Consider the following 22,773-nt stretch of genomic DNA (forward strand, 5'->3'; position numbering starts at 1 on the left):
CACCTCGGTGGGGCAGGTGGGAGCCATGACCGCTTCCTCTTCCGCTGCCTCACCCGCCGCCGACGATCCGGCGCACTACACAGGGCTCCGCACCGACGAGGCGGAACGCCGGGCACTGGCGCGGGGCTGGACGACGGTGCGCACGGTCGCGCCCGGCACCATGCTGACCATGGAACACCTCGAAGGCAGGCTGAACTTCGAGGTCGAGGACGGCAGAGTGCGCAGGGCCTGGAGCGGCTGACCCCGAGCGGGCGGCGGACAGCGCCGTATCCGGTTTCCGGCCCCACCGCGGGGAGGGCCTGTGCCGCATCGCCCATCGCCGCTAGGGTTGGCCCCCCGGATCCGCAACCGCCTTCCCCCGGGCCGGAGAAGGCGGCGCAAGATCTCCGTTGTCTCACCGGAGGTACTTGCCATGCCCGGCATTCCCTTGTTCCCCCGTCCGCTGTTCCCCCGTCCGCACCGCCTTCCGTCCGCGTCACCGCTGCACCTGCTGACAGCGGTGAACGCCCGCAAGGGCGCGGGCAGCAGCCCCACCGGCGTCGTCGGCCGGCGGCTCGCACGGCTCCTGCTCGCGGTCGGTGACCGCGTCCGTTTCCTCGCCGAACCCGAGCAGGCGGCCGACTGGCCCCTGGGCACGGAGGTGGTCGAAGGCTCCGTCACCCGACCTGCCGAGCAGGCCGGGGCCTTCGCCGGCACCGACACCCTCTTCATCGCCGGTGCGGTACCCGCCACGGTCCGGGAAGTCCTGGGCCTCGCTCGCGCCGCCGGTACACGGCGCGTCGTCACGCTCTCCTCGCACGGGCCCGAGCACGAGGCGGCGTATCCGCCGGAGACCTGGTTCTGGCTGGCCGTCGAACGGGCCGTCGAGGCGGCCGGGATGGAATGGACGCACATCAGGCCCTCCGCCGTGATGGGCGCGGTCCTGGAGGGCACCTATCCGGCCACGGGATCGGACTGGCCCGAGACCGTGCGGCTCGAAAAGACCGTCCGCGAGGCGTTCCTCGACGACGGCCACTACCCCTTCGTGCACGAGGAGGACCTGGCCGCCGTGGCCGCAACGGCCCTCCGCACCGCCGATCACGTGCACACGGTCCTGGAAGCGGTCGGGCCGCCGCTCGCCACCCGCGACCGCCTCGAAAGCATCGCCCGGGCCACCGGCCGCCCGATCACCGCCGTCGGCCTCACCCCGGAAGCCGGCCGCGACGCCTGGCGGGCCCAGGGCTGGCCCGACGACGGCATCGAGGTCACCCTTTTCGCCCTCCGCGAGTACGCCCTCCACCTCGACGAACTCACGCAGTGGACCCTCGACCAGCGCCCCACCCTCACCGATCTGACGGGTCGCCCTCCGCGCACCTTCGACGACTGGGCCGAGGAACACGTCCACCTCTTCCGCCGAGCCGGCGCCCCGAACGGAGGCCCCCGGCCCGGAGCGTGCCCGCGAGCGACGCGGACACGCCCCGGACCGGGGCCCGTTCAGTGACGGGCGGTTGCCTGCGGCTCCGCCGGCCGGGGCTCCGCAGCGTCGATCCGTGACCACGCCCAGGCGCCGGCGGCCGCCACGGCCGCGGTCAGGAGGAGTTCGCCCCAATAGGGCGGGCCCGCCAGCGCACGTACGAGGACCAGGACCAGCACGCCCAAGGCGGTGACGGCGGCCTTGGCCACCCACCGGAGCGCGGTGCTCATACGAGCCCGCTCAGGCAGCCGGTGACCCCGCCCGCCACCACACTGGTGGCGATCTTCTTTGCGGCGTCCTTGTTGACGCGTCCCACGATCAGGGCGGCGGCCCCGCCGATGCCGGCCTTGAGCAGACAGTCCTTGGCCCGCTGGTTCATCGGGCGGACCGACAGCAGCCGCTCGCAGGCCGCGGCGTCCTTCTTCTTGCCCAGATAGCAGTTCTTGATGTTGTTCTCCTGGATCACATCGACCGCGTGGGCGGCGGGTGCCGATACCAGGAAGGCAGCCGTGGCCATGACCAGGGCGAGACTTCTGTGCGTGGTACGCAAGGTGTTTCCCGTACTTCCTTGTTGCTGCCGGCCGTCCCGCGCAAGGCGTTCCGGGGTCTCCGGATGCGGATGCGCCTGGACGGACGGACTCGGACGGTGCTCGGTCCACGGGCTGCCGGCGTGGCCCGGGACGACACGATCTTCAGCCGGGCCCGGGGGCGGACGACACCCGCCGACCGGCTGGTTCGGCCCGCCACTGCGCGGGTTGCGCACCGGCCGCCCGGCCCGGTCGTCCCGCCGTACGGGCGGGCCCGCCGGTGCCGCTAGGGTGACACCTGCTTTCCCCGGTGCTGACCTGCGGAAAGGGCTGGGGCCGGCAGGCAACTACAGGTGGGAGACCGGTGCGGTGATCCGAGTGATGGTGGTCGACGACGAGGCTCTCGTCCGGTCCGGGCTCACGATGATCCTCAACGCCGCGGCGGACATCGAGGTGGTGGCGGCCACCGGCGGCGGGCAGGCCCTGACGGCGGTCGCCACGTACGCCCCCGACCTGGTGCTGCTCGACATACGCATGCCCGACGTCGACGGGCTGACCATCCTCGCGCGCCTGATGGAGCTGCCCGATCCGCCGGTGGTCGCCATGCTCACCACCTTCGACTCCGACCAGTACATCGCCAGCGCACTGCGTTCGGGTGCCTCCGGCTTCCTCGTCAAGGACACCGACCCGGACGAACTCGCCCACCTGGTCAGGTCCCTGGCGGCAGGCGGGGTGGCGCTCGCCCCGCAGGTCACCGCCACCGTGATCAGCGGATACCTCCACCACCAGGGCGAGCAGCGCGCCACCACCCACGCGGTCTCCCGGCTCAGCGCACGGGAACGGGACATCCTCGTGCTGCTGTCGCAGGGACTGTCGAACGCCGACATCGGGCGCCGTCTCCACCTGAGCATCGGCACCGTCAAGGACTACGTGAGCGCCGTACTGGCCAAACTCGACGTCAGCAACCGCGTCCAGGCCGCCCTGTGGGCGCAGCGCGCCGGCCTCCTCGACGGGGCACACGCATGACCGGCCGTACGGCCCCGCACGGAGCCGGCCACACGGCCTGTACCGGCCGCACCCTGGACCCCCGCGTGGTGGATGCGGGGCTGGCGGCCGCCGCGATGGCCGATGCGTGGGTGTTCTCCGGAACCGGCACCTGGGCGGCGGCCGCCCCCGGAGCCGCCGCCGCCGTGGCCCTGCTGGTACGACGCCGCTGGCCGGTGACGGTGTTCGTGTTCACCCTGCTCGCCGTGCAACTCGGCCACAACGTCGTCGCCGCCCTCGCCGCGCTCCTGTCCCTGGCCGAACAGCACCGCACCCGCCGCGCCCTGGCAGGATTCGTGCTGGCGTACGGGATCTTCGCCAACCTGCCGGACCTCGGCCCGTACGAGGCCGACCACCCCGCCGAGTTCGCCGTCGCCGTCGGCTACTCGCTCACCGCCGGGGGAGTGGCGGTGCTCCTCGGCCGGCTGGTCCTCACCCGCCGCGAACTCGCCCAGCACATGGTGGAGCTGCGCGCGGCGCAGGAACAGCAGCGCGAGCTCCACGCCCAGCAGGTCCTCGCCCGCGAGCGCGCCCATCTCGCCCGGGAGATGCACGACGTGGTCTCCCACCAGGTCAGCCTCATCGCGGTCCGCGCCGGCGCCCTCCAGGTGTCCGCCGACAGCACGGACACCAAAGAGGCCGCCCGCACCATCCGCACCCTGAGCGCGGCCACACTGGACGAACTGCGCCACATGGTCGCCGTGCTGCGAGCCCCGGGCAGCGGTGACGCAGGACCGGACCCCCAGCTGCAGTCACAGTCCGCCCTGACTCAGCTCGACGGCCTGATAGCGGACTGCGGCCTGGACGTGACGCTGACGGGCGAGGTCCCCCGAGATGCGAGCCCCGCCGTGGAGCGCGCCGCCTACCGGACCGTCCAGGAGGCCCTGACCAACGTACGCAAACACGCACCCGGCTCGGCCGTCGTGGTCGAGTTCGGCCGGCCCGGACCCGCCCTCGACGTGACCGTCACCAACTCCACGGCCCGGCATCCCGCTCTGGCGCTGCCCAGCGCGCGGCACGGCCTGGTCGGCCTGCGCGAACGGGCCGAACAGCTCGGCGGCACCCTCGCCGGCGGACCCACCCCCGACGGCGGCTACCGCCTGCACCTGCAGATACCCCGACGCGCGACGAGCACCCCGCCGGCGGCCGACGCCCCCCGCTACGGCCCGCAATGACCGCCGGCCCGACAGGGCCGGCCTATGAGCCGGCCGGCAGGACGTGGTCGCCGGCCTTGTCGGTGCTCAGGCACAGCGAGCAGACCACCGAGCCGTGGGTGACACATGCGGTGAGGTCGGGGCGCTCGTAGGACTGGTGGCAGACATGGCAGTCGAGGGTGGCCGCACTCGGGTTCCCGTCGGCGTCCAGCAGGGGCTCGCCGATGCCGTCGTCGGTGCGGCGCAAGTAGTAGCGGCCCTTGGTGACCACGGCCATCAGCGGTGTGACGACGAAGGCGATGACGGCCGCGGCCACGGGCGAGTACGGCTGGAGGGCGTCGCCGAAGGCGTGGAAGTACATGGCGATCGACAGGCCGGAGGCGGCGACGAACGCCACGACGCCGACCGGATTGACCGCGTGGAGCATCCCCCGGCGGAACTCCGGCTGGAGCGGGGACAGCTTCAGCACGTACTTGTTGATGCCGATGTCGGTGGCCACGGTGACCACCCAGGCGATCGCGCAGTTCGAGTAGAACCCCAGGATGCCGCCCAGGAAGCTGAACATGTCGGCTTCCATCAGAACGAGGGCGAAGGCCAGGTTGACCAGGACGAAGACCATGCGACCGGGGTAGTGCCCGGTGACGCGGGTGAAGGAGTTCGTCCAGGCCAGCGAGCCGGAGTACGCGTTCGTCACATTGATCTTGATCTGGCTGATGACCACCAGGACCACGGCCAGCGGGACGACCGACCAGGCCGGCATCATTGCGTCGAAGGCGCTGCGGAACTGCTGGATGGGCTCGGGCGCGGCCGCCGGTCCGACCTCGGCGAGGATGTAGACGGCGAGGAAGACACCGATGGCCTGCTTGAGCGCTCCGAGCACCACCCACCCGGGGCCGGCCATCACCACGGCGGTCCACCAGGTGCGCTTGTTCGCCTCGGTCCTGGGCGGCATGAAGCGCAGGTAGTCGATCTGCTCGCCGATCTGCGCGATCAAGGACAGGCACACCCCCGCTCCGAGCATGACGGAGGCGGTGTTGACGGCCCCGTCGCCGTCCGTGCCGGGGTAGGCCAGGAAGCGGTCCACCGTGCCGGGGTCGTCGGCGATCAGATAGACCAGCGGACCGACCATGAGCAGCAGCCAGATCGGGGTGGTCCACACCTGGAGCTTGCTGAGCGCCTTCATGCCGTAGACGACCAGCGGGATCACCATGAGCGTGGAGACGGCGTAGCCCAGCGACAGCGGCAGTCCGAGGCCGAGTTCCAGGCCCTGGGCCATGATCGAGCCTTCGAGGGCGAAGAAGATGAAGGTGAAGCTGGCGAAGATGATGCTGGTGAGGACCGAACCGTAGTAGCCGAAGCCGGAGCCGCGCGTGATCAGGTCGAGGTCGATGTTGTAGCGCGCGCCGTAGTAGGCCAGCGGGAAGCCGGTGAGGAAGATGACGGCGGCGGCGACGGTGATGGCCACGAGTGCGTTGCCGGTGCCGTGGGCCAGGCCGATGCCGGCGCCGATGGAGAAGTCGGCCATGTAGGCGATGCCGCCGAGGGCCGTGGTGGCCACGACCATGGGGGTCCAGCGGCGGTAACTACGGGGTGCGAATCGGAGGGTGTAGTCCTCCAGCGTCTCCTTGACCGCCTGGTCGGCAGCGGTCTTCGGCGCGTGTGCCGTCGTCTGTCGCGACTCGGTGGTGCTCATGCCACGCCTCCCGGTGGGGCTGGGTGCAGGTGAAGGTGCGCCGCCGCCGGCAGGACGGGGAGCGATGGACCGTCATGAGTCGTCTCCGGCGACGCTGTTCATGCCTGGGGGTCCCACGTCGGTCACGCTAGAAAGCGGTTGTTACCCCGGGTGCGCGATGTGGTGAACACCATGTTGCTGCAGGCGGCGGCGCCGCCTAGGCACGCCACACGCGCGCGGGCCCCGCCACGGCCGGGACGGGTGGGGCCCGCGCTCCCGCGCGTGCAGCGCCGGACCCTCAGGGGCTGAGGGTCTCCAGCAGGGCTGCGGTGACCGCGCGTTGGCCGGAGGGGGTGAGGTGGAGGCCGTCGGCCTCATGGTGGCCGCGCGCCGCGGGGCGTGTGTCGACCACCGGTTCCGGCCGGGCCAGCAGGAAGCCGGCCACGGCGTCCAGGTCCACGTCGGACCAGCTCAGCCCGGCCCGCCGGAAGTGCTCGTACCGTTCCACGCGGTCGGGGTCCGTGCACGTCGGGGTGAGCCAGACCCACCGGGCCCCCGTCCGGGCCACCGCCAGGTCGTGCAGGGCGACCAGGTTGCGGCAGATCTCGGCGAAACCGACGAGCGGGGTGCGGTCGATGCGCTGTACGTCGTTCGCGCCGAGCATGCACAACACCCAGTCGGGCCGCTGGAACCCCAGCGCCGGCAGCTGCTGCGCCAGAGCCTGGGTCGTGCTGCTCCCCGATACCGCCAGGTTGGTGCACCGTACGCCCTCGGGGAGCAGGTGCCGCAGGATTTCGAACCAGGAGAGCCGGTCGGCGGTGGTGCTCTCGCCCAGGGCCACGACGTGCTCACCGGGCCTGAACGGCAGTGCGCCGATCCGAGCGCTCGCGCCCGGTTCGGCCGACAGCGCGGCCGCCGCTTCCCGGTTGCGCTCCTCGAACCGCTCCAGCCGGCCCCTGTAGTCCTCGGCACCGGTCCCGAACAGGGCGGCCAGCACCGGCTCGTCGAGCGGGCCCAGGTGACGCAGGAGCTTCTCCGGCTGATGGAACCTCAGCAGGCGCTGCGCGTGGGCGGTGTTCCGGTCGGTGGTGGTCATCTCAGCCCTCCTCGGAGGCACGGACGCGGATACGGGCACGGTTGCGCGGCAGCAGGAAGCCCGCCGCGATCAGCCAGGCCAGCCCGGTGAAGCGGGCGACCGGCAGGAGCAGAGCGGCGTCCTCGGTCAGCAGCACGAGGGTGGCCAGCTCGGCGACGGCGGCCACGACGAGACCCGCGACGGCCAGTGCCCGGGGCAGGAGCCCGGCCAGCAGTCCGGGTACGGCGATCCCGGCGACGAGCAGGCCCAGCAGGACTACGTGTCCGGGGCCGCCCAGGCCGAACGCCAGGTACTGCAGGGCCCGTACGAGCTCGGGCCGCTGTGTCACCTCGGCGTGGGACAGGACCCAGGTGACCAGGCCGGAGCAGGCCAGGAACGCCGCGGCGAGCACCCCGCCCGCGAGGGCGATGGTGGCGCCGGGCGCCCGGACCCCGAGCCGGTTCAGGCGGGCGGAGACGGTCGCGGCGTAGATGGCCAGGGGGACGGAAGCGGCGAACTGCAGGGCCCCCGACACCCGGACCGCGTCCCCGTGGTCGCGGAAGTACGCGGTGATCGCGTCCGGGTCGCCGAACGGCGAGGGGAACGGATCGCCGCCGGCCAGCACGGTGCTGAGGACGAGGCCGCCGAGGAACAGGGCGGTGAAGACCACGGCGAGGACACCGGGCGGTGGCCCGGACTGCGGGGCGGTGGTGCGGGTGTCGTGCGGGACACGGCTCTCGATCGTTTCCACGGCACAATCCGTTCTTGAGAAGAACGATTCACTGTGATGAATCATTTCGTGTCGCGTACGATAGCCGCGTGAACACCGCCCGGCAACCAGATCCCTCCGCGACTCCGGTCCCGGCCCCGGCCCGCCCTCCGGCTCCGCGCGGAGCGGCCTTCCTCCTCGCCCAGATCGGTGCCCACGCCGCGGGGCGGTTCGCGGAACGCGTCGCCACCCTGGGGCTCACCCCCGCCGACGTCGGCCTGCTGCGGATGGTCGCCGGGCAGCCCGGCCGCAGCCAGCGCGCGCTCGCCGAGGACCTGGGAGTCGTACCCAGTCGCGTCGTCGCCCTGATCGACGTCCTGGAGGAGAAGCGGCTCGTCGAGCGGCGGCGCAGCGCCGAGGACCGCCGGAATTACGAACTGCACCTCACCCCCGGGGGACGGCAGGCCCTCGGCACGGTCTCCCGGGCGGCGGCCGCCCACGAGGACGACCTGTTGGCCGCCCTCGACCCCGACGGGCGGGCGCAGCTGCTGGAACTCCTCGAACGCGTCGCGGCGCAGCAGGAACTGACGCCCGGTGTGCACCCCGGCTACCGGACGCTCGCGAAGCCCGCGGGGAAGCGGAAGGACTGAGGGCCGACGGGGGGTGCGTCACGGCGCGGGCCGCGGCTGCGCGGCCGTCGCGGACGGCCTCGTCCGGACCTGGGCGGAGGGCCGTACCGGAACATGTCCGGCGCCCGGACGGCAGGGGCCGTCGCCGGCGCCGCCGGTAGCCGAACCGGCCGGGCCGTCGGTGACGAGACGGGCGAGGGAGGCGGGGGAGGCGAGGAGGCGGGGGAGGCGAGGAGGCGGGGGCGGGGCGGGGGAGCTGTCGGAGCCACCGCCCCGGCGGGGTCAGGCGCTGCCGGCCGCGGCCTCCTCCTCCAGCAGGCGGGTCGCCATCGCACGCATCTCGATCTTGCGGATCTTCCCGGTGACGGTCATCGGGAACTCCTCGACGACGTGGACGTAGCGGGGGATCTTGAAGTGGGCCAGCCGCCCCGCGCAGTACGCGCGCACGGCCTGCGCCGTCAGCGGCTCGGCCCCCTCACGCATCCGCACCCACGCCATCAGCTCCTCCCCGTACTTCTGGTCGGGCACTCCGATGACCTGCACGTCCATCACGTCGGGGTGCGCGTGGAGGAACTCCTCGATCTCGCGGGGGTAGAGGTTCTCGCCTCCCCGGATCACCATGTCCTTGATCCGGCCGGTGATGCTCAGGTAGCCGTCACCGTCCATGACCGCCAGGTCGCCGGTGTGCATCCAGCCCTCCGGATCGACGGCCTCGGCGGTCTTCTCGGGCTCGCCCCAGTAGCCGAGCATCACAGAGTAGCCCCGGGTGCACAGTTCTCCCGCGGTGCCGCGGGGCACCGTCAGGCCGGACTGCGGGTCGACCACCTTGACCTCCAGGTGCGGGCCGACCCGGCCCACCGTGGAGACCCGGCGCTCGACCGAGTCGTCCACACGGGTCTGCGTGGACACGGGAGAGGTCTCCGTCATGCCGTAACAGATGGAGACCTCGGTCATCCCCATCCGCTCGATGACCTCGGTCATGACCTCCACCGGGCAGGGCGAACCCGCCATGATCCCGGTGCGCAGGCTCGACAGGTCGTACCCGTCGAACCCGGCGTCGGCCAGTTCGGCGATGAACATGGTGGGGACCCCGTACAGGGAGGTGCAGGCCTCAGCCTCCACCGCCGCCAGCGTCGCCGTAGGGTCGAAGGCGGGCGCGGGGATCACCATCGCCGCACCGTGGCTGGTGCAGGCGAGATTGCCCATCACCATCCCGAAACAGTGGTAGAAGGGGACCGGGATGCACACCCGGTCGGCTTCGCCGTAGCCGCACAGCTCGCCCACGAAGAAGCCGTTGTTGAGGATGTTGTGGTGCGAGAGGGTCGCTCCCTTGGGGAAGCCCGTGGTGCCCGAGGTGTACTGGATGTTGATCGGGTCGTCCGGGCCCAGTGCGGCCTGCGCCCGCGCCAGCGCGGCCGGATCGGCCACGCGCCCGCGTTCCAGCAGCTCGTCCCACCGCGGCCCGTCGAACAGGACGGTGAACTCCAGCCCCGGGCAGCGCGGCCGGACCTCCTCGATCATCGCCGCGTAGTCGGAGGTCTTGAAGCGCTCCGCCGCGACCAGCAGCCGGATGCCGGACTGCCCGAGCACGTACTCCAGCTCGTGGGAGCGGTACGCCGGGTTCACGGTGACCAGGATCGCCCCGATCTTCGCCGTGGCGTACTGCACCAGCGTCCACTCGGCGCGGTTGGGCGCCCAGATACCGACGCGGTCGCCCCGGACGATCCCGAGGTCCAGCAGCCCCAGGGCGAGGGCGTCCACGTCGGCGGCCAGCTCCGTGTACGTCCACCGGCGGCCGGCGGCCACGTCCACGAGGGCGTCCCGGCCGGGGAAGCGCCGTACGGTCCGGTCGAGGTTGTCCCCGATCGTCTCGCGGAGCAGCGGGACTTCGGAACTCCCGGACGCACGACTCGACGCTACGGACACACGTACCTCCTGCACTCGCTGCGGCGATGACGGCCAACGCGCACCGCCCATGATCCCCTCCGGGCGGGCCGCGGCACCAGAGGTGCGGGGGAGTGGCCCGGCCGGACCGTCGGCGGAACTGAGAATTGGCTGTGAACCGGGACGGCGGCACTGACGACTCTTGCGTGAAAAGCGAACAACAGTAAAAGTGAGCGTGAACAAGGTATCCACCGTTGCCGCTGAGCGCGCCGCTCCTGCCCGGGACGCTCGGTCGACCGGCTGCAGCGCACCGGCACCCCACACCGAGGTCGTCCATGCAGGGTGTCCACCGCCTTCCCATGCCCGCCGGGCTGCGCAGACTCGCCCGGACGCTGCGTCGGCGACCCGGTGGCGTTCCGCCGCAGCCCGGTCCCGCAGGGCGGGAGCGCATCGGCGGCAGGACCCCTGCGTCCAGCGGGCTCACCTCCCGTGAGGAGGAGCTGCTGGCGACCGTGCCGGGGCTGATCCAGCACTGCGGCCGGCTGGCGACCGTACGCGACGACCTCCTCCCCGCCGACGCCCGTGCCGCCAGTCTCCGGTCGGTCGCCGAGGCCCTGGAGGCCGCCGCCGTCTCCTACGGGCTGGTCCCGGACGGCGGGCTCGTCCACCGGGTGGCCATCGCGCCCGGCGACCGGGCCGCGGCCCTGAAAGCGTGCGCCGCCGCCTTCGAGGGGCTCCCCGTCTACGCGCGCCTGCTCACCGTCGACGGTGCAGCCGGGCACGTCCTCGCCGAGGACCTCCCGGCGGCGGTCGAGTCCGTCGAGACCGGGAAGGACGGCGCGGACGGGAAGGACTGCAGGGAGGGGAAGGAGCCGGCGCACACCGCCCGCGTGCGGGCCGTACGCGTCCACCGACCGGTCATCACCTCCGGCCGGACCCTGAAGTACGGTCCCGAGACCGGCTGCGACCTGGAGTTCTGGGAAGTCCCCGACTCCGGCGAGGGCGCCCTCGCCGTACTGCGCGAGACCCCGTACGGCTGGTGGGTCCCCTCCTTGGCCGCCTCCACCACCCGCCGCATCGACGACCGGGAGTACCCGGTCGTCGACTGCTTCTCGAGCCGGTTCCCCGACGACATCGACTTCCCGATCGACGCGGTGATCACCTGGGTGGACGCCGCCGACCCCGCCTGGCGCCACCGCCGGGACCGGGCCGCCGAGGCGGAGGCCGGTTCGGGTCACGCCTCCGGGACCGACGAGACCGGCGGGATCGACCTCGCCGAGAACCGCTACCGCGACCGTGGCGAGCTCCGCTACTGCCTGCGCTCCATCGCCGCCTACGCACCCTGGGTCCGGCGCATCTTCCTCGTCACCGACGACCAGGCCCCCGACTGGCTCTCCGCCGGACATCCCCGCATCACGGTCGTCGACCATCGCGAGCTGTCCACGGAACCGGCGGCGCCCGCGGTGTTCAACTCCCACGCCATCGAGAGCCGACTGCACCACATCCCGGGCCTGGCCGAGCACTTCCTCTACTTCAACGACGACATCTTCCTGGGCAGGCCCCAGCGCCCGCAGAACTACTTCCTGCCCTCCGGACTGCCCAAGGTCTTCCACGACTGGCGGGCGGTGGACCCGGGCAGCCGGGCCGGGGACGACGTGTTCACCTCGTCCCAGAAGGTCACCCGGCAGGCCGTCGAGGAGGCCGTCGGCCGCACCTATCCCCACATCCTGGCGCACACGCCGTACCCCCTGACCCGGTCCGCGTTCGCCCGTGTCGAGGAACTGCTGCCCGGTCGGCTCGCCGCCACCGCCCGCTCCGTGTTCCGCAGTGCCGACGATCTCGCCCCTGTCACCCTCGCCGCGCACCTGGCGCTCGCCGAGGGGCATGCCGTCGAAGGCGACCTCACGCACACCTACGTCAGCACCGCCCGCCGCTCCGAGATCGAGCGGTTGCCCGAGCTGGCGGCCGAGCGCGGCCACGACGCCTTCTGCCTCGCGGACGACGAGGACCCGGACGGACCCGACGGGGGCGGATCCGGGGGCGGTCTGTCGGCGACGCAGCAGCACAACGTCGTCACGGCCTTCCTGGAGGCCTACTTCCCGGTGCCCTCCCCGTTCGAGCCGGCCCCGTACGGGACCGAACCCTCCCGGCCCGTCGGCTGACCGCCACGCCCCGGGGTGACCCTTCGTGCACACGTGCCCGTGGGGGCCGGGGCGATCGCCGACCTATAGTTACGCGCTGCCGCCGCCGGTCAGCGGCGGTCGGCAGTTCACGGTTCGTTCGGCGTCGAGGGAGGCCGCTCGTGGCCAACGCGTTTCAGGAGCGCAAGCTCAGGGGGATGTTCGCCGCGTTCGACGCGGACGGCGACGGCTACCTGCGCGAGGAGGACTTCACGGCGCTGGTCGGCCGCTGGGGTCGGCTGCCGGGAGTGGAGCCCGGTACGGAGCTGCGGGCGCGGGTGGAGACGCTGCTGATGGGCTGGTGGGCGGCGCTGCTGGAGGCCGGGGACGCGAACGGCGACGGGGCGGTCGACATGGGCGAACTGCTCACCCTCGTCGACCGCCTGCCCACCATGGTCGCGGACGTGACCGCCACCGCCGACACCGTCTTCGACGCCGTGGACAGCAACGCCGACGGCGTCATCTCACCGGAGGAACACCGGCGGCTCGTGGAGACCTGGAACGGCTGCCCGGCAGACCTGGACGGGGTCTTCGAACTGCTCGACCCGGACGGCGCCGGCCACCTCGGCCGCGAGCGGTTCGCCCTCCTCTGGCGCCAGTTCTGGATCAGCGACGACCCCGCGGACCCGGGCAACCTGCTCTGCGGCCGGATCCCCGGCCCCCGCTGAGGAGTTTGCGCCCCGCACCCCCCACTACCTGCTGTTCTGCAGACGCCCGGCCCGCCGGGTCTCGTTCCGCATATCCACGGCGGGCCCGGGCAGACGGTGACGACCGATCGGTGAACAGGACGACGAGGACAGGGGCGATCGCATGCGAAGCGTCGGTGTGGAGGAAGAGCTGCTGCTGGCGGACGCGGACAGCGGGGAGCCGCTGGCCGTGTCGGGAGCGGTGCTCGCCGCAGCGGACCGCGCCGCGACCGCCGGCGCGGCGGACGGGAAGGACTCCGGCCACACCTTCGAGGCGGAGCTCCAGGAGGAGCAGGTCGAGTTCGGCACCAGACCGGTGACGGAGATGGGCGAGCTGCAGGAGGAGATCCTCCGGTGGCGCGCCGAGGCCGCCCGGCACGCGGCGGCGGCCGGCGCCGTCGTGGCGGCGATCGGCACCTCACCGCTGGCCGTCCGCCCCTCGATGTCCCCCGGACACCGCTACGAGTGGGTGTCGCGGCAGTTCGGCATGACCGCGCAGGAGCAGCTGACCTGCGGCTGCCACGTCCACGTGTCGGTGGAGTCGGACGAGGAGGGCGTGGCCGTACTGGACCGCATCCGGATCTGGCTGCCCGTACTGACCGCGATGAGCGCGAATTCCCCGTTCTGGCAGGGCGAGGACACCGGGTACGGCAGCTATCGCAGCCGGGTCTGGAACCGGCTGCCCGCGGCCGGGCCGGTGGACGTCTTCGGCTCTGCGGACCGCTACCACGCGGAGGTGAGGGCCATGGTCGAGTCGGGCGTGCTGCGTGACAAGGGAATGATCTGGTTCGACGCGCGGCTGTCCGCCTCCTACCCGACGGTGGAGGTCAGGGTGGCGGACGTGTGCCTCGACGCGTCGACCCCCGTCCTGCTGGCCGCCCTCGTACGGGCCCTCGTGGAGACCGCGGCCCGGGAGTGGCGCGCCGGCGAACCCCCGGCCAGGGTGAGCACCGGGCTGCTCCGGCTCGCGTCGTGGCAGGCAGGCCGCTCGGGACTCGACGGCCCGCTGCTGCACCCCGAGACGCTGCGGGAGGCGGCGCCCGAGGCCGCCGTCGACGCGCTGTACCGGCACGTCGGCGACGCACTGGCCGACTCGGGCGACGAGGAACTCGTACGGGCCGGCATCGCCGGCCTCCTGGAGCACGGCAACGGCGCACGCGTCCAGCGGAGCCTGCTGCGTGCGGAGGGGGACCTGGGCTCGGTCGTCCGGCACTGCGCGCGGCGGACCACGGCCGGGGCCGACCGGACGGGTGGGGACACGCGGGGCCGACGAGGACCGGTCGGGCGTTCATAGCTGACGGAACAGATGCTTCCGCGGGAGCGTGATCATGGGTGCGTCTTTTCGGTCAGAATGGAACCCGTTACTCAGGGTAAGTGAAGCCGCCCGGCGCCTCCCTGTGCTCCCTGTCCCCCCTTGCCCCACCTGTCCCGCATTGCATGCACACCGACAGGAATTCACGCGGCCGTACCCCGTGTAGCGCGAAGGATTTCCCGATCGATGTCCGCAACAGCGCAAAACAAGTCCGAAAGTGACAGGTTTACTTTGACTGTTGAGCGATGGATCCGTGAATGTCGTTCACATGTCCGACACATCCCGAGCCACTTCCGGTGGCCCTCTGCGCTTGCGCGACTTCCGACTGTTACTCGCGGGAGCTGCCACCGGACAGCTCGGTGCACAGGTGACCCTGGTGGCGCTGCCCCTCGTGGCCGTCCTCGAACTCGACGCCCCCGCCTTCCAGGTGGGCCTTCTGACCGCCGCCGAGACCGCGGCCTTCCTGCTCGTCGGACTGCCCGCCGGGGCGCTCACCGACCGCATGCGCAAGCGGCCCCTGATGATCCGCGCGGACCTGGTGCGCGCCATGGCCATGGCCAGCATCCCCGCCGCCGCGCTCGCCGGCGTCCTGACCATGGCCCAGCTCTACGCCGTCGCCCTCGTGACCGGCGTGGCGACCGTGTTCTTCGACGTCGCCCATCAGAGCTACCTCCCGCAGATCCTGCCCCGTGAGCAACTCGTGGCCGGCAACGGCGCCCTGGAGACCGTCCGTTCCACCGCCCAGGTCACCGGCCCCGGTATCGGCGGCGGACTGGTCCAGCTCGTCGGGGCGCAGTTCGCGGTCATCGTCGACGCCGTCGGCTACGTGCTCTCCGCCCTCTTCCTCCTGCGCGTCGAGCGCACCGAGGAAGCACCCGAACCCGCCGCCGCCGGAGGCTCCCTGCGCAAGGAGATCGGCGAGGGCGTCCGCTTCGTCTTCGGCCACCCGCTGCTCCGTGTCATCGCCCTCACGACCGGCCTCGCCAACTTCTCCACGGCCGTCCTGATGGCGACGCAGACCGTACATCTCGTCCGTGTCGTCGGATTGGAGGCCGGCGGGCTCGGACTGGTGCTGTCCGCGTCGGCCGTGGGAGGCCTCCTGGGAGCCCTGTGCGCCGGGCGCCTCGCCGCCGGGCTGGGGCAGGCCCGGGTCATGCTCCTGTCCGTCGTCGTGACCGGCCCGTTCGCGCTGCTGTGGCCCCTGTCCGGGCACGGTGTCCCCGGAGCGGTCCTCTTCGCCGCCGGATCGGCGGTCGTCTCGTTCGGCGCCGTCGTCTACAACGTCGCCCAGGTCAGCTTCCGCCAGGGCATGTGCCCGCCGCGGCTGCTCGGCCGGATGAACGCCACCCTGCGCTTCCTCATGTGGGGCACCCTGCCGCTGGGCGCGCTCCTCGGCGGAGCCCTCGCCCAGTCCTACGGCTCGCGTACGGCACTCGCCTGGTGCGCCGTCGGCATCCTCGCCGTACCGCTGCCGCTGGTGCTCTCCCCGCTGCGCCGCATGCGGGACCTGCCCGGTCCGCAGGACGACGGCGGCGCCGGTGGCACGGGCCCCGGCCACGGGGCACCCCGGGACACGGCCCCCGCCGACGGCGACGAACGGCCCGCCCCCGCACCCACCGTCTGACCCTCGACCGACCACCGTACGGCGACCGGGGACGCCCCCGGCGCGGGCACCGCCCGCCGCGCCACCCGTTCCGCGCGACCGCGGCCACGACGAAGAGGACCACGTGCCCAGCATCACGAGTCAGTACCTGGCCCGCTACCGGCGTCTCACCGACGACCGGTCCGACACCCTGCTGCCGGTGACCGGAGCGCAGCGCCGTTTCCTGCTGGTGCGTTCGCTGGACCCGTCGGGACGTCCCGACGTGGTGCCGATGTTCTTCGCGTTCCCGCAGGGGAGCATCGACCCCGAACGCCTGCGGGCAGCGGCATCCCGGCTCGCCGCGCGGCACACCGCCCTGCGCTCACGGCCCGCCGTCATCCGCGGCACCCCGGTCCTGCGCGCCGCCGATCCGGACGTCGGTCTGACCCGGCCGGAGCCCGTACCGGGGGAGTCGCCCACCGACGCGCTCCGCCGCGCGCTGGACTCCTGGGAGGCGCAGGGTCCCCCCTTGCGGCTCTTCCTCGTACACGATGCGGAGCGGGCGCAGGACATTCTCGCCGTCGCCCTGGACCACGCCGTGTGCGACGGCCGGTCGCTGGCGCGGATCGTCGACGAACTCGGCGCCGCCTACGGCGAGGAGCCCACCGCATCCCACGCGGCACCGGGCGAGACGGCAGCCGAACGCGCCGCCTACCAGGACGCGGTCCTGCGCCAGCTCGCCGCCGAGGAACGGGCGGAGACGCCCGAAGCGGCCGCGTACTGGGCGGACCGGCTGCACGCGCTGCAAGCCCACGCTCCGGCGCCCCGTCCGGCCCGCGTGCCCGAGGGCGCACGGCCCAGCGGCGCCGCCCAGGCCCGGCTGCCCGCGCACGACGGGGGGGTGTCCTTCCCCGGACTGCTCGACGCCTGCCGTTCCGCGGTCCGCGAGCTGTACGGCCCCGGCCGCGCCGTCCCGCTCGGCTACCCGTGGGGCGGCCGGCCGCCGGGAGCGGAGCCGGTCGTCGGATGCTTCCTCAACACCCTCGTCTTCCCGGCCGACACCGGACCCGACACCGGACCCGACACCGGCACCGGACCCGGCCACGGACCCGGCCCGGAGGCGACGGCCGACGTGTGGTGGGACGACCTCGACCGCGCCGACGTACCGTTCGACGCGGTCGTGGCCGCCGTGCGGGCCGCCGGTTCGGGCTGGACCGGAGGCCTCGACGGCCTGCTCACCGTGGACGACGACAGCCGTCGCCCGCCCCTGGTGCTCGCCGGTGTCGAGGGACGGGAGGTCCACGTCGACGGCCGGCCGGTACGCGGACCCTTCGCCGTATCCGTCACCCAGGGCGCGGAGATCCGCCTGCGGATGGTCTGGGACCGGGCGGTACTCGACGACGAGACCGCGCACCGGGCCTTCGACGCACTCACCCACGCGCTGCGCCCCCCGGAGCACACCGGGCGGTGACCCCGCCCCCCGCGGCCCCGCGCCAGGAGGCCGCCGAAGCCCGTCCGCCACGGCGACACCGGCCGCATCCCCCGGGAACGACCCGCACACGTCCGCTCCCGCAGCGCCGCGCACCGGCGCCCACGCGCACCCGGCACCACCCACGCCGCCGCGCACCCCGAACCTCCCCCACGGCATCCCCCCACGAAGTCGGCGGCACCGCGCGACCCGCGTAGCCGCCCGTACGACCACCGGACACGACCGTGGCCGGCACCGGAGACCGACCCGACAACCACAGGGATCGCCCATGCTTCCCCTCTCCTCCTCGCAGGAGATCGTCTGGCTGCACGAGCAGATGCAGCCCGGCAGTCGCGCCTACAACTTCACCGCCTCACTGGACCTGTGGGGCACGCTCGACACCGGGGCGCTGCGCCGCGGACTCGCCGCCACCCTGGCACGCCATCCCGGTCTGCGGCTCGAACTCGTCGCCTCCACCGGGTCCGTACCGGCCCAGCGGGTCGCGTCGCAGTGTGCGCCGAGACTGCACACGGTCGACCTCAGCACCGACGAGGACCCCGAGGCGGCCTTCGCCCGTCTCCTGCGCGCCGAGGCCGAGACACCGCTCGACACCTTCGAGGCACCGCTCATCCGCTGGACGCTCGTGCGACTGGCCGAGCGCCACCACCGGCTGGTCCACGTCGAACACCACCTGATCCACGACGGGCACTCCTTCGCGATCCTGCTCGACGACGTCTTCCGCGTCTACCGCGCCCACGTCCTCGGCGAGACCCTGGAGCTCCCGACCGCCTCCTCGTACGCGGACCACGTCCGGGAGCGGGCCGAGGCCGCGTACGCCCCCGAATCGCTCGACTTCTGGCGGGCCGAACTCCGCGACCAGCAGCACGACCTCCCGCTGCCGGGCCTGACCCGCCCCGGCGCCCGCCGCAAGCACCACGGCGGACAGCTGCGCCAGACCATCGGCGCCGATCTCACCGAACGCCTGCGCGCACACGCCCGTACCCGCGGTCTCACCCCCTTCTCCACGCTCCTCGGCCTGTTCGCCGAACTCCTGCGCCGCCACAGCGGCCGCTCCCGGATGGTCATCGGCACCGCCGTCGGCAACCGCCCCCTCGGCTACGAAGACGCCGTGGGCATGTTCGTCAACACCATCCCGCTGCCCCTCGCCCTGGACGGCGCCGCCCCCGCCCAGGACGCCATGGACGAGGTCACCGACACCCTCATCCGGGCCCTGCCGCACCAGGACGTACCGGTCCAGGAGCTGACCCGGGCGCTCGGCATGCACACCTCCGGCGCCGACAACCCGCTCTTCTCCGTCATGTTCAGCGCCCACGACGCCCCGCTGCCCGAGATCGACGTGCCCGGCCTCGACATCACCCTCTTCGAAGGCTTCAACACCGGCACCACCCGCTTCGACCTCGACGTGGTCCTGCTCCCGGACGACCGGCGCGGCGTCACCCCGCGCCACGGCGCGCCCGGCATGACGCTGGTCTGGGACTACGATATGGACCTCTTCGGCGAAGACGTCGCCCGGCTGCTCTCCGGCCGCTTCCTGGACCTGCTGCGCGCCTATCTCGACAGCCCCGAGACCCCGCTGGCCGACCTGGTGCCGACCGCCCCGGAGCCGGCCGCCGCACCCGTGCCCGTCCCGGCCGACCGCGATCCGCTGGATCCCGTCGCCGCGCACCACCCGTCGCAGCCGGCCCTGCTGTGGGGCGCCCGCCGTCTCACCTACGGCGAACTCGACGACCGCGTCGGCTCGCTCGCCGAGCGACTGCGCGCCGCCGGTGTGACGCCCGGCCGGCCGGTGGCCGTGGTCCTGCCCCGGGGGACCGACTCCGTCGTCGCCCTGCTCGCGTGCCTGCGGACCGGCGCCGTCTACTGCCCGCTGTCCCCGTCCGATCCGCCCGCCCGGCTCGGTCTGCTGCTGGAGCGGCTCGCCCCGGCGCTGGTGCTCACCGGTGACGGCACCCCGGCCCTGCCGGAAGCACTGCCGACCGCCCGGATCGACGCCCCGGTCCTGCCTCCCGCGCGCGGAACCGCCGCACTTCCCGGCACCGCGTACGTCATCCACACCTCCGGCTCCACCGGGCTGCCGAAGCCGGTCGCCGTCGGCCCCGCGGCACTCGTGCACCATCTGACCGCGGCCGCCGACCGGTTCGGCCTCACCACCTCGGACCGGGTCCTGATGTTCGCCCAGCCGTCCTTCGACGTGGCGCTCGAAGAGGTGCTGCCGGCCCTGCACGCCGGCGCGTGCCTGGTCCTGCCCGAGCACGAGGTGCCCACGGGCGCGGAGCTCGCCGACCTGCTGGGATCCGCCCGGGTCACCGTCGCCAACCTGCCCACCAGCTACTTCCTCGCCACCCGTGAGGACCTGCGTCCTGCACTGCGCGACGGGAGCTGGGCGCCCAGGCTCCTGGTCCTCGGCGGCGAGCGCCTTCCCGTGGAGGCCCTGCGCGGCGTCCTCGCCGACACCGACGCCACCGTGCTCAACATGTACGGCGTCACGGAGGCCGCCATCAGCTCGACCGTCCACGAGGTCTCCCGCGACGCCCTCGCCGAGGGATCCGAGATCCCCCTGGGCACCGAGCTCCCGGGCGAGCGGATCCACGTCCTGGACGCCCACCGCCGTCCGCTGCCGCCGGGCGCGGTCGGTGAACTCGCCGTCGCCGGACCCGGTCTCGCCGAGGGCTACGCGGGCAACGAGGAGGCGACGGCCGCCCGGTTCGTGACCGTCGACACACTCGGCGGACAGCGCGTCTACCTCACCGGCGACCTCGGCTACCGCGGTCCGGACGGTCTGCTCTACTTCCTCGGGCGGCGCGACAACCAGATCAAACTGCGCGGTCACCGCATCGAGCTGGAGGAGATCGAGGCGGCCGCGTCCGCCGTGCTGGGCGGCCGGTCCTGCGCCGTCGTACTGGACCGGGAGAACCCCGGCGGGCCCCGGCTCGTCGGCTTCCTCGAAGACGGGGCCGACGGCGCGGCCTTCGACGAGAAGGCACTGCACGCCGAGCTGAGCCGCCGCCTGCCGGGCCCCCTCGTGCCCGCCCGCTGGGCACGGCTCGAGACCATGCCGACCCTCGCCGGCGGCAAGCCCGACCGTACGGCACTGTCCCGCCGAGCGGCGGCGCTCGACCCCGACGACGCCGTGACCCCCGAGCCCGGAACCGGCTCGGAGCCCGGGCCCGCGACCACCGACGTGCCCGCCGTGTCCTCCGTGTCCTCCGTGTCCGACGATCCGATGACGGCTCTGCTCACGGAAGGCTGGCGCAAGGTCCTCGGCCACAGCCGTTTCGACGACCGCTCCCACTTCTTCCACAGCGGGGGCCATTCCCTGCTGGCCGCCGAGCTGGCCGCCTGGCTGGAGCCCCGGCTGGGCACGCGCCCGCCGCTGAAGGTGCTCTTCCGCAACCCCGTGCTCGCCGACCAGGCCGAAGCCCTCGCCACCACCGCCCTTTCCACGGAGTCGTGATGATCCAGTCCCCGACCGCGCCCGCCCTTCCCGCCACGCCCCTCGACACCGCATCCACGCCGAGCGTCGCCCACGGCCCCGCAGCCGAACCGACCCGTGTGCTCGCCCGCTTCGAGGACTGGGCCCGGCGTACCCCGCAGGCCCCGGCAGTGATCGACCGTACGGAGACCTGGACGTACCAGGACCTCGACGCGGCGGCCGCGCTGGTCGCCGCCGATCTGGCCGACCGCGTCCGGCCCGGTGACCTGGTCGGCGTCTGCCTCGACCGGTCCACCGCCCTGGTGGTGACCGCCGTCGCGCTCGCCCGGCTCGGCGCCGTCTACCTGCCGCTCGGCCCGCGCCCCGGCGAACGCCGCATCCAGGCCGTCACCGAGGACCTCGACGTGGCCTGCCTCATCGGCGACCCCGCCGTCCTGCCCGCGGAACACCGCGGCGGGGAGCACGTCCTGCTGGCGCTGCCCACCGGCGGCGTCAACGCCCCCGCCACCGCGGTGGCCGCCTTCACCGACTCCGTCCGTGGCACCCGGCGCGCCCCCGACGGCGCCCTGTACGCCGTCCTCACCTCCGGTTCCACCGGCCGCCCCAAGGCGGTCGCCGTGGCCGAGTCCTCGCTCTCCGTCGCCCTCGACTGGTACCGGGCCGAGACCGGCCTCGCACCGGGCGACCGCCAGTCCCTGCTCATCGGGGTCGCGTTCGACCCGCACCTGCTGGAACTGTGGGCCGCCCTGACCTCCGGCGCCGCCCTCGTCCCTGCCCCGGACGACACCCGCTGGGACTCGCACGTACTCACCGACTGGTGGCGTGACGCCGCCCTCACCCACGCCGTGGCGGCCACTCCCACCGTCGAACCGCTCCTGGACCGGCCCTGGCCGCAGGACCTGAAGCTGCGTCACCTCGTCGTCGGCGGCGACCGCATGCGCCGCCGCCCCGGCACCGACGTCACCGCGACCGTCCACAACGCCTACGGCCCCGCGGAAGCCACCGTCGTCACCACCACCCACACGATGCGCGGCGCCGACCCGGAGGCCGGCGACCCGACCCCGCCGCCCATCGGCACCGCGCTGCCGGGCGTCACCCTCGTCGTCACGGACGACGAAGGCCGCCCCGTCGCCCGCGGGCAGGAGGGCGAACTGCGCGTCGGCGGCCACTGCCTGGCACTCGGGTACCTCGACCCCGAACTCACCGCACGCCGGTTCACCGCGCCTCCGCAGGACCTGGAACTGCCCGCGATCGACCGCCTCTACCGCACCGGCGACCGGGTGCGGATGAACGCCGACGGCAGCCTGGACTTCCTCGGCCGCCTCGACGACCAGGTGAAGATCAGCGGGGTGCGGATCGAACCGGTCGAGGTGGAAGCCGCCTTCGAGCAGGACCCCCGGGTGCGCACCGCCGTCGTCACCGTGCTGCGCGACAGCTCCGGCCACGGCCGCCTCGTCGCGCACGTACGGCCCGCCGACGGCGCCGCCCCCGCGACCGGCGACCTCCTCGACGCGGTCCGGTCCTGGCTCCCCGAGCAGGCCGTCCCCACCGCTGTACGGATCGTCGACGGCTTCCCGCTCGACGCCAACGGCAAGGTGGACCGGCCCGCCCTGGCAGCCCAGGCCCAGGCCTCGGTGCCCGTACCGTCCAGGACCACCGCCACGGACGACCTCGCCGACGCCGACGTCACCGCCACCGTCACCGCCTCCGAGCGGCTGGTACTGGCGACCGTACGCGACCTCCTCGGCCGGCCCGGCATCGGACTCGGCGACAACTTCACCGACGCCGGCGGCACCTCCGTCGTCGCCGCACGGCTGCTGGCAACGGTCGAGCGCGAGGCCGGAGTACGCCTGCGCGCCCCCGAGCTGCTGCGCAGCACCGACCTGCGCGCCTTCGCCGCCCTCCTCGACCAGCGCCGGACCCCGCGCCCGGAAGGAGACTGAC

At 73.2% G+C, this 22,773-nt stretch carries 18 protein-coding genes; 12 read left to right on the plus strand and 6 right to left on the minus strand.

Annotated elements, in window-relative coordinates:
- Positions 1-25 precede the first annotated feature (25 nt).
- The gene (locus KO717_RS36985) at positions 26-241 is read left to right on the plus strand and encodes an I78 family peptidase inhibitor (protein WP_301374245.1); all 216 of its coding nucleotides are present in this window, start codon (positions 26-28) and stop codon (positions 239-241) included.
- Positions 242-412: 171 nt separating this feature from the next.
- Complete coding sequence (locus KO717_RS36990) at positions 413-1,480, plus strand: NAD(P)H-binding protein (protein ID WP_301374247.1); 1,068 nt, start codon at positions 413-415, stop codon at positions 1,478-1,480.
- Here the strand turns inward: KO717_RS36990 and KO717_RS36995 are convergent.
- On the minus strand, positions 1,474-1,683 hold the full coding sequence (locus tag KO717_RS36995; protein WP_301374248.1) for a hypothetical protein: 210 nt from the start codon (positions 1,681-1,683) through the stop codon (positions 1,474-1,476). The genes KO717_RS36990 and KO717_RS36995 overlap by 7 nt on opposite strands.
- Positions 1,680-2,003 carry a hypothetical protein gene (locus KO717_RS37000; RefSeq protein ID WP_301374250.1) on the minus strand — a complete coding sequence of 108 codons (324 nt, stop codon included), beginning with the start codon at positions 2,001-2,003 and terminating at the stop codon, positions 1,680-1,682. Before KO717_RS37000 ends, KO717_RS36995 begins: the two co-directional genes overlap by 4 nt.
- 346 nt (positions 2,004-2,349) lie before the next feature.
- On the opposite strand from KO717_RS37000, the gene KO717_RS37005 reads away from it, so the two are divergent.
- Together KO717_RS37005 and KO717_RS37010 are read left to right on the plus strand one after the other, a co-directional pair.
- Positions 2,350-3,006: a response regulator gene (locus KO717_RS37005; RefSeq protein WP_301374252.1), complete on the plus strand. Its 657-nt coding sequence runs from the start codon at positions 2,350-2,352 to the stop codon at positions 3,004-3,006.
- A complete protein-coding gene (locus tag KO717_RS37010) occupies positions 3,003-4,199 on the plus strand; it encodes a sensor histidine kinase (RefSeq protein ID WP_301374254.1) in 1,197 nt (398 codons plus the stop codon). Before KO717_RS37005 ends, KO717_RS37010 begins: the two co-directional genes overlap by 4 nt.
- 22 nt (positions 4,200-4,221) lie before the next feature.
- Here KO717_RS37010 and KO717_RS37015 read toward each other — a convergent pair whose 3' ends face one another.
- From KO717_RS37015 to KO717_RS37025, 3 genes are all read right to left on the minus strand, one after another.
- Entirely contained in the window at positions 4,222-5,871 is a 1,650-nt protein-coding gene (locus KO717_RS37015; RefSeq protein ID WP_301374256.1) for an allantoin permease, read from the minus strand.
- 277 nt (positions 5,872-6,148) lie between these two features.
- Positions 6,149-6,946, minus strand: coding sequence for an SGNH/GDSL hydrolase family protein (locus KO717_RS37020; protein ID WP_301374258.1), 798 nt, complete (start codon positions 6,944-6,946; stop codon positions 6,149-6,151).
- Between the two features lies 1 nt (position 6,947).
- Positions 6,948-7,676, minus strand: a complete 729-nt coding sequence (locus KO717_RS37025) for a hypothetical protein (RefSeq protein ID WP_301374259.1) — start codon at positions 7,674-7,676, stop codon at positions 6,948-6,950.
- 68 nt (positions 7,677-7,744) lie between these two features.
- On the opposite strand from KO717_RS37025, the gene KO717_RS37030 reads away from it, so the two are divergent.
- The gene (locus KO717_RS37030; protein WP_301374261.1) at positions 7,745-8,284 is read left to right on the plus strand and encodes a MarR family winged helix-turn-helix transcriptional regulator; all 540 of its coding nucleotides are present in this window, start codon (positions 7,745-7,747) and stop codon (positions 8,282-8,284) included.
- A gap of 261 nt (positions 8,285-8,545) precedes the next feature.
- On the opposite strand, the gene KO717_RS37035 is transcribed toward KO717_RS37030, so the two are convergent.
- Entirely contained in the window at positions 8,546-10,240 is a 1,695-nt protein-coding gene (locus KO717_RS37035) for an AMP-binding protein (protein ID WP_301374262.1), read from the minus strand.
- A 242-nt stretch (positions 10,241-10,482) separates the two neighbouring features.
- On the opposite strand from KO717_RS37035, the gene KO717_RS37040 reads away from it, so the two are divergent.
- The 7 genes from KO717_RS37040 to KO717_RS37070 all read left to right on the plus strand — a co-directional run bounded on the left by KO717_RS37040 (position 10,483) and on the right by KO717_RS37070 (position 22,772).
- Positions 10,483-12,309: a stealth family protein gene (locus tag KO717_RS37040; RefSeq protein ID WP_301374263.1), complete on the plus strand. Its 1,827-nt coding sequence runs from the start codon at positions 10,483-10,485 to the stop codon at positions 12,307-12,309.
- A gap of 140 nt (positions 12,310-12,449) precedes the next feature.
- Complete coding sequence (locus KO717_RS37045) at positions 12,450-12,995, plus strand: EF-hand domain-containing protein (protein ID WP_301374265.1); 546 nt, start codon at positions 12,450-12,452, stop codon at positions 12,993-12,995.
- A 142-nt stretch (positions 12,996-13,137) separates the two neighbouring features.
- A complete protein-coding gene (locus tag KO717_RS37050; protein ID WP_301374267.1) occupies positions 13,138-14,307 on the plus strand; it encodes a glutamate--cysteine ligase in 1,170 nt (389 codons plus the stop codon).
- Positions 14,308-14,593: 286 nt separating this feature from the next.
- The gene (locus tag KO717_RS37055; protein ID WP_301374269.1) at positions 14,594-15,949 is read left to right on the plus strand and encodes an MFS transporter; all 1,356 of its coding nucleotides are present in this window, start codon (positions 14,594-14,596) and stop codon (positions 15,947-15,949) included.
- Between the two features lie 103 nt (positions 15,950-16,052).
- Positions 16,053-17,378 carry a condensation domain-containing protein gene (locus tag KO717_RS37060; RefSeq protein WP_301374271.1) on the plus strand — a complete coding sequence of 442 codons (1,326 nt, stop codon included), beginning with the start codon at positions 16,053-16,055 and terminating at the stop codon, positions 17,376-17,378.
- A gap of 286 nt (positions 17,379-17,664) precedes the next feature.
- The gene (locus KO717_RS37065; RefSeq protein WP_301374272.1) at positions 17,665-20,850 is read left to right on the plus strand and encodes a non-ribosomal peptide synthetase; all 3,186 of its coding nucleotides are present in this window, start codon (positions 17,665-17,667) and stop codon (positions 20,848-20,850) included.
- Positions 20,850-22,772 carry a non-ribosomal peptide synthetase gene (locus KO717_RS37070; RefSeq protein WP_301374274.1) on the plus strand — a complete coding sequence of 641 codons (1,923 nt, stop codon included), beginning with the start codon at positions 20,850-20,852 and terminating at the stop codon, positions 22,770-22,772. Before KO717_RS37065 ends, KO717_RS37070 begins: the two co-directional genes overlap by 1 nt.
- Position 22,773: the final 1 nt, after the last annotated feature.

Source organism: Streptomyces xanthophaeus (genome assembly GCF_030440515.1).
Taxonomy (GTDB): Bacteria; Actinomycetota; Actinomycetes; order Streptomycetales; family Streptomycetaceae; genus Streptomyces; species Streptomyces kutzneri.

Bases quoted from the DNA above. Each gene is read 5' to 3' on its own strand.
- KO717_RS36995 (WP_301374248.1), bottom strand. From the start codon at position 1,683: ATGAGCACCGCGCTCCGGTGGGTGGCCAAGGCCGCCGTCACCGCCTTG.
- KO717_RS36990 (WP_301374247.1), top strand. From the start codon at position 413: ATGCCCGGCATTCCCTTGTTCCCCCGTCCGCTGTTCCCCCGTCCGCAC.
- KO717_RS37050 (WP_301374267.1), top strand. From the start codon at position 13,138: ATGCGAAGCGTCGGTGTGGAGGAAGAGCTGCTGCTGGCGGACGCGGAC.
- KO717_RS37055 (WP_301374269.1), top strand. From the start codon at position 14,594: ATGTCCGACACATCCCGAGCCACTTCCGGTGGCCCTCTGCGCTTGCGC.
- KO717_RS37065 (WP_301374272.1), top strand. From the start codon at position 17,665: ATGCTTCCCCTCTCCTCCTCGCAGGAGATCGTCTGGCTGCACGAGCAG.
- KO717_RS37010 (WP_301374254.1), top strand. From the start codon at position 3,003: ATGACCGGCCGTACGGCCCCGCACGGAGCCGGCCACACGGCCTGTACC.
- KO717_RS37070 (WP_301374274.1), top strand. From the start codon at position 20,850: ATGATCCAGTCCCCGACCGCGCCCGCCCTTCCCGCCACGCCCCTCGAC.
- KO717_RS37035 (WP_301374262.1), bottom strand. From the start codon at position 10,240: ATGGGCGGTGCGCGTTGGCCGTCATCGCCGCAGCGAGTGCAGGAGGTA.
- KO717_RS37040 (WP_301374263.1), top strand. From the start codon at position 10,483: ATGCAGGGTGTCCACCGCCTTCCCATGCCCGCCGGGCTGCGCAGACTC.
- KO717_RS36985 (WP_301374245.1), top strand. From the start codon at position 26: ATGACCGCTTCCTCTTCCGCTGCCTCACCCGCCGCCGACGATCCGGCG.
- KO717_RS37020 (WP_301374258.1), bottom strand. From the start codon at position 6,946: ATGACCACCACCGACCGGAACACCGCCCACGCGCAGCGCCTGCTGAGG.
- KO717_RS37015 (WP_301374256.1), bottom strand. From the start codon at position 5,871: ATGAGCACCACCGAGTCGCGACAGACGACGGCACACGCGCCGAAGACC.